This window comes from Gordonia sp. w5E2 (assembly GCF_036540975.1).
Lineage (GTDB): Bacteria > Actinomycetota > Actinomycetes > Mycobacteriales > Mycobacteriaceae > Gordonia > Gordonia jacobaea.
In genome coordinates this window covers 3,988,742-4,005,327 of the sequence record NZ_CP144213.1, presented here as the reverse complement: position 1 = coordinate 4,005,327, position 16,586 = coordinate 3,988,742, and the positions used below count along the sequence as shown (strand labels likewise).

The 16,586-nt window shown below is 65.4% G+C and carries 15 protein-coding genes; 7 read left to right on the top strand and 8 right to left on the bottom strand.

All coding sequences use genetic code 11. The features are described 5' to 3' along the window. The first annotated feature begins 24 nt into the window (after nucleotides 1-24). From RND64_RS18070 to RND64_RS18060, 3 genes are all read left to right on the top strand, one after another. Nucleotides 25-255, top strand: coding sequence for a hypothetical protein (locus RND64_RS18070; protein WP_005208515.1), 231 nt, complete (start codon nucleotides 25-27; stop codon nucleotides 253-255). 22 nt (nucleotides 256-277) lie between these two features. Then, nucleotides 278-1,192 carry a Clp protease N-terminal domain-containing protein gene (locus RND64_RS18065; RefSeq protein ID WP_270484116.1) on the top strand — a complete coding sequence of 305 codons (915 nt, stop codon included), beginning with the start codon at nucleotides 278-280 and terminating at the stop codon, nucleotides 1,190-1,192. 172 nt (nucleotides 1,193-1,364) lie between these two features. Continuing rightward, nucleotides 1,365-2,399: a hypothetical protein gene (locus tag RND64_RS18060; RefSeq protein ID WP_331436221.1), complete on the top strand. Its 1,035-nt coding sequence runs from the start codon at nucleotides 1,365-1,367 to the stop codon at nucleotides 2,397-2,399. Nucleotides 2,400-2,822: 423 nt separating this feature from the next. Here RND64_RS18060 and RND64_RS18055 read toward each other — a convergent pair whose 3' ends face one another. From RND64_RS18055 to RND64_RS18045, 3 genes are all read right to left on the bottom strand, one after another. Further along, nucleotides 2,823-3,692, bottom strand: coding sequence for a 1,4-dihydroxy-2-naphthoate polyprenyltransferase (locus RND64_RS18055; RefSeq protein WP_049700801.1), 870 nt, complete (start codon nucleotides 3,690-3,692; stop codon nucleotides 2,823-2,825). 125 nt (nucleotides 3,693-3,817) lie between these two features. Next, nucleotides 3,818-4,597: an SGNH/GDSL hydrolase family protein gene (locus tag RND64_RS18050; RefSeq protein WP_331436220.1), complete on the bottom strand. Its 780-nt coding sequence runs from the start codon at nucleotides 4,595-4,597 to the stop codon at nucleotides 3,818-3,820. A 60-nt stretch (nucleotides 4,598-4,657) separates the two neighbouring features. Next, the gene (locus RND64_RS18045) at nucleotides 4,658-5,761 is read right to left on the bottom strand and encodes a lipase family protein (protein WP_331436219.1); all 1,104 of its coding nucleotides are present in this window, start codon (nucleotides 5,759-5,761) and stop codon (nucleotides 4,658-4,660) included. 149 nt (nucleotides 5,762-5,910) lie between these two features. Between RND64_RS18045 and RND64_RS18040 the strand changes: the two genes are divergently transcribed. Genes RND64_RS18040 through RND64_RS18030 form a run of 3 tightly spaced genes read left to right on the top strand, consistent with a single transcriptional unit; the run spans nucleotide 5,911 to nucleotide 10,030 of the window. Continuing rightward, nucleotides 5,911-7,614, top strand: coding sequence for a glycosyltransferase family 2 protein (locus tag RND64_RS18040; protein WP_331436218.1), 1,704 nt, complete (start codon nucleotides 5,911-5,913; stop codon nucleotides 7,612-7,614). Further along, a complete protein-coding gene (locus tag RND64_RS18035; protein WP_049700804.1) occupies nucleotides 7,611-7,808 on the top strand; it encodes a hypothetical protein in 198 nt (65 codons plus the stop codon). Before RND64_RS18040 ends, RND64_RS18035 begins: the two co-directional genes overlap by 4 nt. After that, the gene (locus RND64_RS18030) at nucleotides 7,805-10,030 is read left to right on the top strand and encodes an acyltransferase family protein (RefSeq protein ID WP_231894157.1); all 2,226 of its coding nucleotides are present in this window, start codon (nucleotides 7,805-7,807) and stop codon (nucleotides 10,028-10,030) included. Before RND64_RS18035 ends, RND64_RS18030 begins: the two co-directional genes overlap by 4 nt. Here the strand turns inward: RND64_RS18030 and RND64_RS18025 are convergent. Together RND64_RS18025 and RND64_RS18020 are read right to left on the bottom strand one after the other, a co-directional pair. Continuing rightward, a complete protein-coding gene (locus RND64_RS18025) occupies nucleotides 10,027-11,010 on the bottom strand; it encodes a glycoside hydrolase family 26 protein (RefSeq protein ID WP_231894155.1) in 984 nt (327 codons plus the stop codon). The two genes, RND64_RS18030 and RND64_RS18025, sit on opposite strands and share 4 nt — an antisense overlap. A gap of 9 nt (nucleotides 11,011-11,019) precedes the next feature. Continuing rightward, on the bottom strand, nucleotides 11,020-13,284 hold the full coding sequence (locus tag RND64_RS18020; protein WP_064866515.1) for a hypothetical protein: 2,265 nt from the start codon (nucleotides 13,282-13,284) through the stop codon (nucleotides 11,020-11,022). A gap of 236 nt (nucleotides 13,285-13,520) precedes the next feature. On the opposite strand from RND64_RS18020, the gene RND64_RS18015 reads away from it, so the two are divergent. Continuing rightward, a complete protein-coding gene (locus RND64_RS18015) occupies nucleotides 13,521-14,009 on the top strand; it encodes an excalibur calcium-binding domain-containing protein (RefSeq protein ID WP_082937922.1) in 489 nt (162 codons plus the stop codon). Between the two features lie 5 nt (nucleotides 14,010-14,014). Here RND64_RS18015 and RND64_RS18010 read toward each other — a convergent pair whose 3' ends face one another. From RND64_RS18010 to RND64_RS18000, 3 genes are all read right to left on the bottom strand, one after another. Beyond that, nucleotides 14,015-14,161, bottom strand: a complete 147-nt coding sequence (locus RND64_RS18010) for a hypothetical protein (protein WP_156525475.1) — start codon at nucleotides 14,159-14,161, stop codon at nucleotides 14,015-14,017. A gap of 138 nt (nucleotides 14,162-14,299) precedes the next feature. After that, complete coding sequence (locus RND64_RS18005; protein WP_049700807.1) at nucleotides 14,300-14,689, bottom strand: DUF5313 family protein; 390 nt, start codon at nucleotides 14,687-14,689, stop codon at nucleotides 14,300-14,302. 381 nt (nucleotides 14,690-15,070) lie between these two features. Beyond that, on the bottom strand, nucleotides 15,071-16,444 hold the full coding sequence (locus tag RND64_RS18000; RefSeq protein WP_082937910.1) for an HNH endonuclease: 1,374 nt from the start codon (nucleotides 16,442-16,444) through the stop codon (nucleotides 15,071-15,073). Nucleotides 16,445-16,586 lie beyond the last annotated feature (142 nt).

The window sequence follows — 16,586 nt, the reverse complement described above, 5'->3', positions numbered from 1 at the left end:
GTGGTGTCAACATAACCTGACATCATGCACGACGAACCAACGACACCAGAGCAAGATCTGGCCGGAGCCGCCGCGAGCGACGACCCGGCCATCGGCCTCGCCGCTGTCCGCGCACTGCGGACCCTGGCTGACCGGCTCGAGGAAGTACAGGTTGCGAACGCTCGATCCAAGGGCTGGAGCTGGCAGGCGATTGCAGAGATTCTGCAGATCAGCCGCCAGGCCGTGCACCAGAAGCATTCACAACGTGAGGCCTGAGAGGGCCGAAAGGAGAACCATCATGTTTGGACGATTCAGTCGAGACGACAAGATGATGCTGGCATTTGCCACGCAAGAAGCCGCCGACCTGGGACATCGCCAGCTCGGCAACGACCACCTCATCCTTGGCATGCTGTGCAACGCGCGTTCGCCATTGTTCGGGCTGCTCGGTGAGCAGGGTCTGAAGCTCGACGCGGCGCGCGACGTCGTGCGGGCTTACCACGAAGAAAACGACGCCGACGAGGAGCAAGCCGCCGAGCAGAGCGCCGCCGAACGCTACGAGGAGGATCGCGAGGCTCTCAAGAGCATCGGGATCGACCTCGACAAGGTCCGCGCCGCCGTGCGCGACCGCTTCGGAGACGACCTCTCCGAAGGCTGGGCCGAGCGACCCGAGCGTGGCCGTGGTCCGCGTGGCCGCGATTGCGGTCCGCGTGGCGGGGGTCCGCGTGGTCGGGGCCGTGGACACGGTCACGGTCATGGCAGGGGCCGCGGTCGGGGCTTCGGCCCTGGCTTCGATCCGCGCGAGGGATTCGACCCGCGTCGCGGCGGGCCCGGGGGCTTCCCGGGTGGTCCGTTCCCGGGTGGTCCGTTTGGGGGCCCCTTCGGGCCCGACGGGCCGTTCGGTGCCGAGTTCGGTCCCGGGCAGTTCGACGGCGAGTCCGACGGTCGGGGCCCCTGGGAGCCCGGTCGCGGACGGCGCGGCCCGCGCGGTCGCGGTGGCCGACCCCGCTTCGCGTCCGAGACCCGCGACGCCTTCCGGGCTGCGGTCGAGATCGCCCGTGAGCGCAACGACCAGCTCCGCGCCGAGTATCTACTCCTGGGCATCCTGGAGGTGAACGACCCGGCGTCGCGGGCCGTCGTCGAATCTGCCACGAGCGCAGACGATCTCAAGGCCGCCGTACTGGCGAGCCTGCCGGAGGTCGACGCGGAGGTTTGATCTCTCGGGGTCTGATCTCGGGCCTGTCCGTGCGCAGAAAGTTACGCGCCAGGGGTGGTTCGCCTGTACCGGTACAGGTGGACCACCCCTGAGTCGTAGGTTTCTGCGCGGACCCGCGACCCTGTGGAGAGATTTCCCGCGCGTGCCCGAATCCGGTGCACACTGTGTCGCCATGGATGACTTCGGAGTGCACCGGGTTGCCGCGTTGCTCCGCGACGGAATGTCGCCGAGAGATGTTCGACGCGGCGTCGAAGAGGGCCAACTCCTGCGACTGCGCCACGGCTGGATGGCCACCGATGGTGCCGACCCGCTGGTCGTCGAGGCGGTCCGCGCGGGCGGCTGCCTCACGTGCGTGGCGGCGCTCAAGCTGCACGGGTTCTGGATTCCGCCGCGCGTCAAGGCTTTACACGTGCGCGGGACGGCCTCGGCGCATCGTCGACATCCCCGACGATTCTGCCGCCAGTACGGCGGACACATGAGGGTCGACGCCGCGGTCGACGAGCCGGTGACCGCCTTGCGTCACGCACTGCGATGCCTCACCGAGGAGCAGACGATCGTCGTCACCGACTCGGTGCTCCACCGCCGATATCGTTACGACGCAGGCAAACCCGTCGGAAAACCCAGCGACGCGGGCGAGCTCGCGGGCAAGTCCGGCGGCGCGGGCACGCTCGCAGGCAAGCCCGGTGGCGCGGGTTCGCTCGTCGGCCAGTCCGACGGCGACGACGAGGTGGAGTCCGACCTCGTCGTGCCCACCGTCGAAGAGATCCACTCGGCGTTCGACGGTGCGCCGAAGTCGGTGTGGCGACTGCTCGGCGAGTGTGACCCCAAGGCTGCGTCGGGCATCGAGTCGATCACGCGGGTTCGTATCCGCCGCAAGGGTGTACGGCTGACGACGCAGGCACACATTCCGGGCGTCGGGCATGTCGACATGCTGATCGGAGACAGGCTGGTCGTCGAGGTCGACGGTTATGCGTTTCACTCCGAGAAGGAGAGTTTCCAAGAGGACCGTCGTCGAAACCAGGTGCAGGCCGCGGGCAACTACGTGTACATGCCGTTCACCTACGACGACGTCGTCAGCCGGTGGCCCCACGTCGAGGCGACGATCATGGGCGCCGTCCACAACGGGGTGCACCTCAATCCGCGGCGGCGCTCGACGACGATCCTGACGTCCGACGAGTTCTTCGAGCAGATCAACTCGCGCAGATAGTTACGACTCTGGGGCCCTTGGCCTGTACCGGTACATGCGCGCCGCCTATGGGCTGTAGTTTTCTGCGGTCCGGTCGGGGTCCGGGCCCCGGGTCGCTGCTCGACGACGATCCTGACGTCCGACGAGTTCTTCGCGCAGATCAACTCGCGCAGATAGTTGCAGCTTTGGGGCGCTTGGCCTGTACCGGTACATGCGCGCCGCCTATGGGCTGTAGTTTTCTGCGGTCCGGTCGGGGTCCGGGCCCCGGGTCGCTGCTCGACGACGATCCTGACGTCCGACGAGTTCTTCGAGCAGCTCGACTCGCGCAGATAGTTGCAGCTTTGGGGCGCCTCGCCTGTACCGGTACATGTGCACCGCCCATGGGCTGTAGTTTTCTGCGGCTCTGGCCGCCCGCGCGCACCCCGACAGCCCGCGCCCCGCCCGCTACCCGACCGCCAGCCCGACGGCGGTGAGCACGGCCCACGCGAGCATGGCCATGCCCGTGGCGCCGAGCGACGGAATGAGTCCCGGGCCGACGGCTCCCGCGCGGACCGCCTGGTATGCCTTCCACAGCAGGGGAGCGGCGAGCAGCCCGAGCAACGCCCACGGGGTGGCCGCGACGAGCACGACGCTCATCACGAGCGGAACCAGCAGCAGCACGCCGTAGAAGCGTCGGGTTGCGGCGTCGCCCATGCGCACGGCCAGGGTGTTCTTGCCCGACTCGCGGTCGGTGGGGATGTCGCGCAGGTTGTTGACCACGAGCACCGCCGTCGAGAGCGAGCCGACCCCGACGGCGCACGCCAGTCCCACCCAGTCGACGGTCCCGACGGTGACGTACTCGGTCCCCAGCACGGCGACGAGCCCGAAGAAGACGAACACCGCGACCTCGCCGAGTCCGATGTAGCCGTACGGCTTCGACCCTCCGGTGTAGAACCACGCCCCGGCGATACAGATCGCTCCGACGATCACGAGCCACCAGGCCGTCGTCGCGGCGAGTACCAGACCGCAGACGGCCCCGATCCCGAAGCACAGGAACGCCGCGCGCTTGACCGACTCCGGTGATGCAGCGCCAGAGCCGACGAGGCGCATCGGGCCGACGCGCTCGTCGTCGGTGCCGCGGATGCCGTCGGAGTAGTCGTTGGAGAAGTTCACGCCGATGATGAACGCGATCGCGACAACTGCGGCGAGCGCAGCCTTCCACCAGTTCACGCCGCCGATGTGCAGGCCTGCGCCGACACCGGCGACGACGGGTGCGATCGCGTTGGGGAGTGTGCGGGGTCGCGCCCCGGCGATCCACTGCTTTGGGGTTGCCACCCTAGAACCCTAGACCCGACGGTGAGCTCGGACGCGGGGCACCACCGGCCACACGCTCGATCACGGTGAACTCGTCACAGCAGGCACGCGCTAGAGCAGCCCACTCGTCACAGGAGCGCACCCGGCTACTGGCTCGACAACCCGAACGCGGTGAGTACGGCTTTGGTTGCCTGATCGGACGGGAACGCGCCGTGGACGTCGATGACCTGGATGCCCTCGGCGTCCATGGCGGCGGCGTATCCGGCGCTCTGATCCGACGACGCGCCCTCGACGCTCTGCTTGATCACTGCGATCTTGGCCTTCGGATACTTCTTGGTGAGCTGGTCGATCAACGGCTGGACCTGCGCGGCGAGCGGCGTGCCCTGATCGGGCGAGCTCGCGTAGTTGAGCAGGATGAGATCGGGTGTGACCTCGGGGCGGATCAGCTTCGCGAGGTTCTCCTGCGCATACGAGGGGCCCTTACCCGCGGTGCTGCCGTTCCAGTAACCGATCGGACCGTTGGTGCCCTCGCCGAGGCCGGTCATGGGTCCGTAGGCCTCGGTGGAGGTGTTCCAGTACTTGGTGGCGACCGGCCGGTCGAGTGCCTTACTGATCGCCGAACCGAGCGCCGGCGCCCAGCCCTGCTGATCGGCACCCGTTGCATCACCGAGCAGCACAAGGGTCTTGGGGGTCTTGGGCGACGACTTCGCGCTGTCCATGAACGCGACCGTCGCCGGGGTCGCAGTCGGTGCGGTACTCGACGGCGCAGCATCCGATGGCGTACCGCTCGACGCAGTCGAACTGACGCCGCTTGTGCGGTTCCCCGACACCACAAGTCCGACGATCAGCACGACAACACAGACGATCATGACCACCCAGGCCCAGATCGGTGCGGAAGCCCAGATTCGCTTCAGCAGACTTCCCATGCGATTAACCACTCCATCTTCTTGCCCACGCCCCGAAGGGTCACAATAGCGGCCCGTCGGTCAACAGTCGCTCTGGACGTGCAAACCACGCATTCGCGCGCCAATCCACTCGCCGAGAATGGGGCCCGGATCAAACGAGTGTCCGAGTCCTTCGCGCCGATCGCGCGCGACCTTATCTCCGAGACTGCAGGCTCGCGCAAGTGCGGCCTCGGTCACGTGCACAGGGTTGATCTCGTCGGCGCTGCCGTAAATCGCGAGAATGGGCACGTCTGTTCGTGCCGACGGTAACGCGAAGCGCTGCAGAGTGTTTCGAAGCAGCGCAGTAGCGTCCGATGAGTCCTGCGCCGCCGCAGAGCCCAATGCCTGCGCGTCGGGGCTGTGCGACTGTGCGGCCAGAGCGGTCCGACCGCTGGCACAAGACATCCTGGCGTCGACGTCGTGCGTCGAGAGTCCTGGAAGATATGTGCCAGGGTCGATGCGCGAATCCGCCCGCGACGCCCCGACGACGATCAGGGGATAAAGGAATCGCTGTGCGGTGTTGAGTGTGCCGTTGGCTGCGGCGTCGGCGTAACCGGTCATGTCGAGAACCGGCGACATCGCGACGGCCCCGACGAGTTCGCCTGTCTGCGTTGAGTTTTCGTACTTTCCGTACTGCTCGGCTGTTGCCCACGCCGCTGCGCCTCCCTGCGACGGGCCTACGACGACCCACTTCGCCCCGATCGTCGGCTCGACCGAGCGGGCAGCGTGTACGCCGTCGATCACGTTGTATGCGGCGGTGCGCGGCTCGAGGTAGGGGTGCGGCGGGGCGTCGACGCGGGTGCTCAGCCCCTGGTAGTCGATGGTCACCACGGCGTATCCGGCGCGGACGAACGAGCCGATCAGCGAGACCTCGCCGAACATGTCCGGATGGTCGGACGGCCCGCAGTCGCGTGCGAGCCCCGTCGTGCCATGCGCGAACGCGATCAGTGGCCACCCGCCGGCGGGCCATGAGCCACCCGGGACGAACACCGCCCCGGTGACCGCGGTCTGCGAGTCGTCGACTCCAGACGTCGACGTGTAATTCAAACGGGTGACACGGGTGTGCGGCGGCAGCGCTGCCGTCCACGAGTTCAGGCCGGGCGACGTCGTGAGCACGTCACCGCGTGCTTGTGTGGTCTTCGTCACTGATGAACGTGATGCGTCGTTTCCGCAGGCAGTAGCCACGCACAGCGTGACCACGCACGCGCACGCGAAGACCAACGCTTTTCTCACACGGAGAATCTAGCGGGTCGTGCGAACACGGTGCCGTCTGCTTGCGCGGGGGTGCCCCGTCCATGATTCTGTTTCGCGTGGGAGTGCAGATCAGCACGCGTGACGGCGCGGCAGCAACGCGGCGCCGTCATGGCACTCCGCCCACACCTCTGCGCGACCCCAATGTGGTGACGGTTCCGCGCGACGGCGAGGTCTACGCCTATCTCGGTCCGCAGATGAGGTGGGTCCAGCTGTTCCTGATTGCCGCGTTCGTCCTCGCGGGCGCGTCGTTGTTCGTCTTCGCGACGGCTCACCCGCTGCTCTGGCCCGCGCTGATCGTGCTCGCGCTCAACGCGGCGAGTGTGGTCTTCGCAGCATGCACCGGAATGGCCCGACGCCGCGTGCAGTGGCGTTCGCACCAGACACTCGCGGCGACCTGGGAGCCGGACGACGCCCGGTACCCACGCGTCGACGTCTTTCTGCCCACGTGCGGCGAAAGTCTCGCCATTCTGCGCAACACCTACGAGAACGTCTCGCGCCTGTCGTGGGGGAGCCGCATCAAGTTCTATGTCCTCGACGACGCCGCGCGGCCAGGCGTCGAATTCCTCGCCGAGGAGTACGGCTTCACCTACATCGTCCGGCCCAACCGCGGTGAGCTACGCAAGGCGGGAAACCTCAGACACGCGTTCGGCATCAGCTCCGGGCATCTCATCGTGATCTTCGACGCCGACTTCTGTCCGCGCCCCGACTTTCTCTGGCATCTCGTGCCCTACCTCGACGATCCGCGAGTGGGGGTGGTGCAAAGTCCGCAGACCTTCGCCACCACCGAATCAATGAACTGGATTCAGCGGACCGCGGGGGCGACACAGGAATTCTTCTACCGCTGGGTGCTGCCGTCACGCGACGGCTTCGATGCGGCGACGTGTGTCGGCACCTCTGCGGTGTATCGGCGGTCGGCACTCGAGGCCGTTGGCGGGTTTGCGCCGATCGACCACAGCGAGGATCTGCACACGGGCCGGCATCTGCAGCAGGCCGGTTATCGGGTCAGTTACGTCCCGGTGGTGCTCTCGCGGGGGTTGTGTCCCGCGGATCTCGCCGGATTCCTCAACCAGCAGTACCGCTGGTGCATGGGATCGCTGTCGCGCCTCCCGAATCCGGCGCTGACCACGGCTCCCGTCCGTCCGACGATCCGGCAGCGCCTCGCGGCCTTGGCAGGTGTGTTCTATTACCTGACGACTGCCATGAACGTCTTCATGCTGTTCATTCCGGGGATCGTGATGGTCGCGTTCTATCCGGCCGATGTGCATCCGGCGCAACTCGTTCCGTTCCTGCTGGGACTGTGGGTGTACGTGGTTCTTTTTCCGTTGGTGTCGCGCAGCAGGTGGCGATTCGAGGTGCTGCGGATTCAGATGGCGTACAGCTTCGCGCATACGGTTGCCATCTGGCACAAGCTCACCGGACGCGAGAAGAGCTGGGTACCCACAAGCGTTGTCGGAAAGACGAATTCACTTGCGCGGTCGATCAGTCTGCTCGGAGTTGTCGCACTCGGCGGATCACTCGCGCTCTTCTGGGTTCTCCTCGTGCGTGACGTGCGCGAATACGGGCTCTGGGAATTCTTCATGCTCGTCGGATTCGTGGGGGCCTACACTTATCTCGCCCTGCCGTTGTTGTCCGAGTTCATCAAGATACTCATCTCACATCAGCGTGCATCGTCGAAGGTGTCTGACGAGATAGGCGCTGCCACCGCGACTGCTGAGGCGTCCGACGTCACGGAGCGCGCGGCATGAGTGAACCCGAGTTCGGGCCGCAGGCTCCTCAGCGTCGCTCTCCTGAGCGTCCCGAGGTGACGGAACGTCGCCCCACCGAACCCAATTGGAACCGCATCACTGTGTTCGAGGTGGTCGGCTACACGCTCGCGATCGTCTTCATCGGGGTGCTCGCGATGGGCGTCTTCGACATCATGCTCCCGTGGTCGACGTGAGACTGACCGACATCCTCGCGCCTGCCACCCCCGCGGTTCCCAAGCGACAGTTCTTCGACGACATTGCGGGTCTGCGCGGCATAGCCGTGCTGGTCGTCGTGGCGTTTCACTCGCGTATCCCGTTCATCCCTGGCGGATTCGTGGGTGTCGACATCTTCTTCGTCATCTCCGGATTCCTCATCACCCGGCTGCTCGTCAACGAGTTCGAGCAGACAAAGACGGTGTCGTTCAAGGGTTTCTATGCTCGACGCTGCCGCCGCATCGTTCCGGCGGCCTCATTGGTGATCGTCGTCTCGCTCGTGGCCGCCATCATCACGATGCCGCTACTGAAGGTGTTCAAGCAGTCGCTCGATCTTCTCGCCGCGGCAGCGAACGTGGCCAACTGGCACTTCATCGCGCAGAACGCCGACTACCTCTCGGGTGCGATAGACGGCAGCCTCGCGACGCACTTCTGGTCACTGTCGATCGAGGAGCAGATCTACCTCGGCTGGCCGTTGATCATCTTTGCCGCCGCCGTTGCGGTGTCGAGAACCGCTCTGCGCCGACGTCTTTCGCCCCGAGTCTCGATCGGTGTGGTCGTCGGTGTGATCACAGTGGTCTCGCTCGTCTGGTGCATCCAGACAACCGCAGCCGACCCCGCGTACGCCTACATGGCGACGCAGACCCGCATCTGGCAGTTCGGCGTGGGCGCACTCATCGCCGTCGCATCGCCGTGGCTCGCCACCCTCGCTGGTCGAGCTGGTCGAGCTGGTCGAGATGCCCCTACCGCTGGTGGAGACCACCCGGCCCGCTGGTCGAGCTTGTCGAGACCACCCGCCGCCGGTCGAGATGCCCCTACCGCTGGTCGAGATGCCCTTACCGCTGGTCGAGCTTGTCGAGACCACCCCGCCGTCACGTTGCTCGCCGTCGTGCTCGGCTGGGCGGGTTTCGCGGGCATCGTCGCGGCGTGTGTGCTGATCGATTCGCGCACGCCCTATCCCGGAACCGCGGCGCTGCTGCCGACGCTGTCGGCGGGACTCGTCATTGTCGCGGGTCAGCTCGCCGGTACGGGTCTGCCGCTCGTCGGCAGTTTGCTGTCGCTTGCGCCGCTGCGCTTTCTCGGGCGCGTGTCGTATTCGTGGTACCTGTGGCACTGGCCCGTGCTCGTCATCTTCGAGGCGCAGACCGGCATTCGCTCATGGCCGGTGCTGGTGGCCGTTTCGGTGGGATCGCTTGTGATAGCGACGTTGTCGACGCTGTACTTCGAGGAACCGATCATCGCCAACGCCGAACTCCGTCGTAACGCGTCGGCGTCGATCTCTGTCGGACTCACCGGACTGGTCGTCGCGCTGTCGGTGTCGCTGACTGCCGGTGTCCTCGTGGTGAAGGCGGCGAGCCGCGACACCGTCGCGCACGCGTCGTTGAATTACGACGCCGTGTTCGGCCAGGCGCGCTCGACGATGAGTGGGCCGGTGACGCCCAACCCGTTCCAGGCATACGACGACAGGCCATCGCCCACCGAATGTCTTGTGCCGGTAGGGCAGCAGAACCCCACGCGGTCGTGCGTCTTCGGGCGCGCGGATGGTATTCCGGTGGCGCTTTTCGGTGACAGCCACGCCGAGCAGTGGTCTGAGGCCCTCCGCAGCATCGGTGATGCGCACGGCTGGCAGATACACCAGTTCACCAAGGCCGCCTGTCCCGCACAGGATCTCACTCCTCGACCGCGCCAGCAGGATCCGTTCAACAAGCAGGACTGTCTCGACTGGCGTTCGTCCTCCCTCGATGCGATCGACGAACTCCACCCGAAGATCATCATCATCTCGTCGCTGTCGACCTACGTTCCTGATTACCCATCGTCGCAGGAGGCGTGGGACCGCACGCTCGCGAGACTCCGCGCCACCGGCGCACGCCTGGTGTACATCGAGGACACACCGTATCCGGGATTCCAGATCGCCGACTGCATGTCGGGTGCGCTGGACAACTGGCACAGGTGCGATTTCGGACTCGACGGCTTCATCCGCATCGAGCCGATACTCGACGCCCAGGCGCGTGGCAAGGACACCGACATCACCTCGATCGGTGTCAACGACCTACTGTGCGAAGGCAATACGTGCTTCCCGGCGCGCAACAAGATCATGTTCTACCGTGACGACTCACACCTGACGAACACGGCCGCAACGGTTCTCGAGCCTGCGCTCGTCAGCAGACTCGACGAGCAGCGATTCGACTACACCGCCCGCTAAGTGCCCTGAAGCTTGGCAATGGCCTCGCGAAAAGCGTTGAGGCTCTGCGGCGTCGAGTTGAATCGCCAGTCGCGTTCCTTGTCGACCTGGAACCAGAGTGCTCCCTCGAGGCGATCGGTGGCTTCGACGATGCCGAAGAAGCGTCGTATCCAGTCGGCCTTTGCGTCGGGTGTCGTTCCGTCGGTGCTCGCCACCTCGGTGATGAGGATCGGGCGGTCGGAATCGAGGCGGGCCAGAGTGCTCAGGCTGTCGGGGAACAGTTCCTCGGGCCACTGCCATCGATGTCCGGAACCGTCGCCCCAGTTGTATCCGTCGAGGCCGAGGTAGTCGACGTGGTCGTGGCCGGGAAACGCAGACGTGAAATCGGTTGTGCCAGCAGTGAGTACGTTGGGTGCCCAGACAAAGCGGACGTTGTCGGCGTGCGCGTCGTCGAAGATCGAGTGCATCCGTAGCCACGCTGCCCGATACTGTTCTGCGGTGTTGCCGCTGACGCCGATCGACCACGGATACCAGGTGCCGTTCATCTCCTGCGCGAAGCGCAGCAGGACTGGTTTGCCCCAGACGGTCAGGCTCGACGCCCATTTGCGCAGTTCGCCGTCGAACACTCCGGACGCGATGCGTGCCAACGAGAACAGCGGCTGCACAGTGCCGCCGCCCGGGTCCCATGGCTCCAGGCTCAGTAGCGGAACCGCACCCGACGCCGCGATGGCGTCGAGGTCTGCGGTCGGTAGTGAGTCGCCGAAGGAGACGAACCGGTGCAGATAGTGTGGGCTGCTGCCCGCCAATTCGGTGAGTCGCGCGATCGGCGTCGACGCCACGCCCTCGCGGGGGAGGACCTCGGGAATGAATGCGCCCCACTGTCGCTGCGAGGTAGGCGATGTCGGCTGTTCAGGTGTGGAGGTGCACGCCGCCACGGCTGCGAGTCCACCCAGCGCGGCCAGACGCAAAATGTCGCGTCGGGGCAGCGGTATCGGGGGCACCCCGCAATGTTAGGCCCCAGGCCCAGGGTCGAGCTTCTTGATCCAGACGTCCCACGTGATGTCCGACGTGTACGCCGAGTGTTGGTGTACGGCGTCGTGGGGGTAGTCGTCGGGTGATGGATCGGGAAGCAAGGCTTCGACGATGCGACCATTCTCTCTGACTAGATAGCACCCGCTGAACACTTCTCGTGGAACGACGAATTCGTTGGCGTAGCGCTTCAGTTTGCCGTCTTCGGTGTAGCTGACCACGCCGTCGCCGATGTAGTCGGTGAACCGGACGAGGTTGATCCACCTGTTGTCCAGCGCTTTTCGCAGTATGAGGTGGGTCTCATGGCTCAACGCCGCGGGAAAGGCTCGGCCGTATGCCCACCCCAGTTGCGAGCCGTACGTCAACAGCGAGAGCCGTGTGCGTTCCGGGCCTTGCTCCCGTGTGATGCGGTGCGCGAGGGCGTACATGATCATTGAGCCCTGGCTGTGCGCGGCCAGGATCAACCGCCGATGACGTCTCGTGCTCAGGAATCGATCCAGGTCGCGAATCGCGCGCGGTGCGTACGCGGGTGGCACGAGTGGATGTGCCTCGCGGGGCCAGAAGGATGCGAGGTCCCACAGCACGCCCAGGGATCGGCCTGCCTTTCGTGGTTTCTGTGCGGCGTTGAACATCGCACGCAGAAGCAGCAGACCGACGAGACCGAGTGCGCCGATGCCGACCCACTGCAGACCTTCGCCGCGGCGGACAAGGCTGGTGCTGGCGGTGGCCACGATGCCCGCGATCATCGCGCAGAGAGCGAGTGTGCCAACGCAGACCGGGATGCGGAGCTTTGCGGAGGCCACGCCCCACCTGATGCGCCGGCCGAAGGAGCGTCGTGGCGACGTGTCGAGCAACTCGAGGTCGGCCAGTTGTGGACCAGCAAGCTTCGCTCGGGCTCGACCGTCGACGACGATTACCCCGCCGAGAAACACGACGGTTCCCAGACCCCAGATGACGACAGTGACTCCCCACATCCAGGCAGTGCTGGCGTACGAGTCGGGTAACGGCACCGGGTTCTCGTGATCGGGTTTGCTGTGATCGATGACGAGCGCGGCCAGTCGGGTGAACCCGACGCCCAGCCCGACTCCCCACAGCACGCCGATCGCAGCGACGAGAGGAGCGTGTAGTCCGTTGAGCCAGGGAGTTGTCGGCTTCTCACGGGCACCCCACCACGCCTTCAGATTGCGCGGTAGCACCAGCGCGCCGACGGTCGTGAGAATGGCTGCGCCGACCAGCGCGGCGTCGAGCCAGAACAGCCAGGTGATCGCATCGCCGACGATGTGCGGTGGCTTCGCGGCGAAGTTCGTCACGACGAGAAGCGTCGACGATGCGACGACCCAGAGCACCGCAGGCCACGACACGAATGCCTTCGTCCACGATTCGGGCGTCGATGTCGCGCGAGGGTCGACGCATAGAGCTGTGGCCACGATGACCGCAGTGAGCATGGCGACGACGAGTCCCCAGATGGCGCGCGGTACGGTGTGGTCGCCCAACACGATTGTGGCAGTGCAGATTCCGGCAACGGCGTGTGTGGTGATCAACACCGTTGCCCTGCCGTCCGAGGGCGAGACGAACGCATCGGTCGCAATGAGCGGAACCTCGGCGGGGTCGGTGGCCGAGGGCGATTCGTTGAAACGCGCTGGGTTCGTGGGCGCCGAATCCGCGGGCACGGAATCAGTGGGCACGGAGTCAGTGGGTGCCGAGTCAGTGGGCCCGTCCACGTCTTTGTCGTTGTCGCCGTACAGACTCACGAAGCCGCCGACGAGGAAGATCGCGAGGAGGCAGCCGAGGACGGCCCAGTCGCGCCAGGCGCCGTCGTGCATCCGGCGAAACAGCACGCCGTCGATCAGGAATGTCAACTGCGCGATCATCGTGACCGTCAGGGCAAGTCCGAGTAGTCGTAGCAGTGCACGCAGCACGACGACGCAGCACTGTGCGATCGGATTGTCCTGTGCGGCTTTCGGATACATCCACCCCGCAACATTGACCAGTGCGAAGGGGCCGAAGAGTGCCCAGATTGCCTGTATGGCCATGCCGGAGGTCATGTTTCCCCACCGGTACGCCACACGGTTACGGGGGCGTCGGACGTGGGCTGGTCGTTCGGGATATGTCGTGAAGACGCCCTTGAATCCCTCGCCGGAAACTTCGACGACCCGCGCGCTGTCGAGGATGACCGCAGATTCGGTTCCGCTGACCCCGTGGGTCAGGAGCACGAACGGTTCGGGAGCCTGGTCATCGTCGGCCATGAAAGAGGATTGTCCCACCTCCCGAATGGCCGAGTACGTCGTTCGGAGGACGCGACTTTCCGCGTGCATCGTTCCCGAGGTGAGTTCCGCGACAGGACCTTTCCTGTCGCGGACGGCGGCCGCAGGCAGTAGTCCGGGTGGCGTAGTCCGAACGGTCGAACCTCGCCATCGGACGCGTTGGTGGCCGTCGTGGGGTGCAGACTGTGCAGGCTTATTGTCGATCACAGGCGGTGACCATGACCGGACGCTATCCCTATCAACCTGCTCCTACGGGGCAGTCGTCGAAGATCAGTCGCAAAGCGATTGTCGGGGGAGGCGTCGGGGCACTGTTTCTCATGATGGCCAGTTGCGGTATCGGTGCGGCGCTCGGCGGTGGTGGCGACAGCACACAGGCGGCACCGACCGTGACGTCGACGACGACGCTGACCGAGACCACCACGGCGGCGTCGAACGAGACTGTTTGGCGCACCACAACAGTCACGCCATCTCCGACGGAGACCACCACCGAGGTCGCCGATCAGACCGACGATTCGGCCAATACGCCGCGCGGACTGGTGGGGCCGAGGACAACGACGCCAACCGCGAACTCCGATTCCGGGGCCGGTAGCGCGTCCTACGGAAGCTGCTCGGCAGCACGAGCGGCCGGCGCGGCTCCGTTGTACGAGGGACAGCCGGGCTACTCGTCGAGTCTCGATCGTGACGGCGACGGGGTTGCCTGCGAGTAGATCGGCTAGCCGACGACCAGGCTCCCGATGATCGGTCGGGCCAGTTTGTTCTGCGGCAGTTCGGATTTCGAGCCGTGGGCTGCGAGGGATGTGCGCGAGCTTGAGCGTCGCGCCACCCAGGAGGAGAAGACGAGCACCAGAACGGTGCCCATGTGAGCCGACGCGACGACGTGGTGTTGCCGGTCGAGATGTGGGCGACCTGACGTAGCGGGCCCTCACTGATCTCACCGCAGGCGCGGCATCGGTTGCGCCGGAAGTCGCCGAAGTGTGAACACCTCGGCGAAGCGGATCTATCGAGCGCTGCCGCGGTACTTCCGGTGGTACTCGTCGTACAGGTCGGCGTTGCGAACCCGCTCGTTGTGCTTGACCAGATCGGGATTCAATCCGTGCTGCTCGAGTCGATGCCTGCGGTAGATGACGTTCAGGGCGATCGAGAAGAAGATGTACGCGATGGGGATCGGAGAGAACATGATGAACCGGACGCCCCAGTCGGCAGGAACGAAGAGCATCGGCAGCATCAGGATGATGCAGGGAATGGCCCAGCGGACCACCATGCGCATCGGGGCGCCCTTGCCTGCCAGGTCGTTGGCGACCCAGGCACGCATGGAGTCCGGCAGCACTGCGCCATAGCAATAGCGGACGTACTGCCAGCCCCTTGGTCGAGCCGCGGTGTCTGCCATGGTTTGCGCCCTTCTCGAAATTCAATCGCGTGCTACTGAATTCTACGCGAACGCGCATACCGGACGTCGTCGAGGTGTTGTGACGTACGACGTATGCGCGGAGTGAAGCGTGAAGCCCCGGGTAGCGCTCGGTGTTGCGGCAAGGCCTCGTGGGGCAGCCAGCCGCGTGTCGGAAGGCTGCCCCGCGTGTTGCCGCGCAGAAGTATGGAGTTCTCAAGGTTCGTGCGCGGTCCCGCGGTGCGGGTGCGCAGGGGTGTGGTCTCGGGTGCGGAGGTGTGTGGTCTCTGAGGGCGGTGTCGGGTCAGTGGTGGTGGCGGTGGGCCAGGCTCAGATGGATCGTGCTGGGTTGGATGACGCCGGGCTCGCTCGTGTCTGGCTCGGTCATGCTGCGGCGGGCAGGTTGTCGAGGTTCATGGTGCGTCGGTGATAGGACATGATTGGTTCGCGTTGGGGGTCGACGGTGGTCGGTGGAATGAGCCAGGGGTGGCGGTCGTGGCCCATGACCACGTCCCAGCCGCGGTGGTGCACGTCGTCGTGGCACCAACTGCACAGCAGGCAGCCGTTGTCGAGGTCGGTGTCGCCGCCGTCGGCCCAGTGGGTGATGTGGTGAGCGCGAGTCCATGAGGCGGGCGCCCCGCATTTGATGCAGCTGTGGTCGCGCTTCTTCAGCGCTCGGCGTTGGGTGCGGGTGAAGAGGCGTTTGGTGCGGCCGACTGCCAGCGGGACTTCTTCGCCGTCGGTGATCATGACAGTGACGTCGGCGTCGCAGGCAAGACGTCGGGCGGTGGCTTCGGTGACTGCGCCCATGAACGGCAGCGTCGACAGTTCGGGAGTTGCTGCGGGAATGGTCAATCCGAGTTGTGTGGGGGAGGCCAGGCCGGCGAACGGTTGAGTGATCACGTTGTCGCCGTTGATGTTCGACGATGCGTCGGTGGCCGCGCCGTTGGCGGCGAGATCAAGGATGATCTCGAGCGCGTCGGCGCAACGACGTTCGGGACCGCGCGGGTCGTGCGAGCCGTCGGGTTGCGGTTGCGGCGCCGAGAACTTGTCGATAGCAGTCATCAGTTTCTCGGCGACGACGGCGTCGAGATCGGCTTTGACGCGGAGTCGGCCGTCGACTTTGGTGGTGGTCACCGAGTTGATGCAACGGTCTTCGGCGGCTGGCAGACCGCCGGTGTCGTCGGATCGGATATTGCCGACTGTGCGGGCGTATTCAAAGATGTCGGCCGGTGTTGTTGTCGAGAATGCCTGAGCGGCAAGCGAAGATGCGAACTGCCGCCGCTCGTCTCTATCGATAGGGGTGGCGCTGCGTTGCTCGATATGGGCTAGTCCGCGCACTATGGCGTCGACATGTGCCGACGAGAACGCGCCGTCTGCGGAGAACCCGTCGACAGTGCCGAGGCTGCCGAGGGCCCGACCTATGCGTACCCATCGGTGCGCGTCGGCGGGAGCCACTCCGAGTTCGCCCAATAGTTCAGTCATCTTGCGGCCCTGGCGTTTATCGACGCCGAGCCTACATAGCGTGGCCGTATGTGCGGCGAGCTGGTGCTCGGTGACGTTGCGCAATTCGATCAACGCGCGGATAGTCTCGCAGGCGAGGGTGGCGTCGTCGTGGTTGGCGCTCACGGCATCGCGAACCACGGCGATAGCGTCGCGCAGCGCGGCGGAAACAGAGTGGGTGGAAACAGGGTCGGCGAAGACGGGGTCGGCAAGAACAGAGTCAGTTAAAACGGCTATTGGCGACGAATCGGGCATGACTCCAAGGTACACGAATGGACGTTCGAATCAAGGGCTATTTCTGCTGGTAGAAGGCCTGTGGATAACTCGGTTTCAGGCGGCGAAATTGTCGGTGGCGAGTGGTATAGGCGACCAATTACGTGCCGAGGTTCGAGCACTC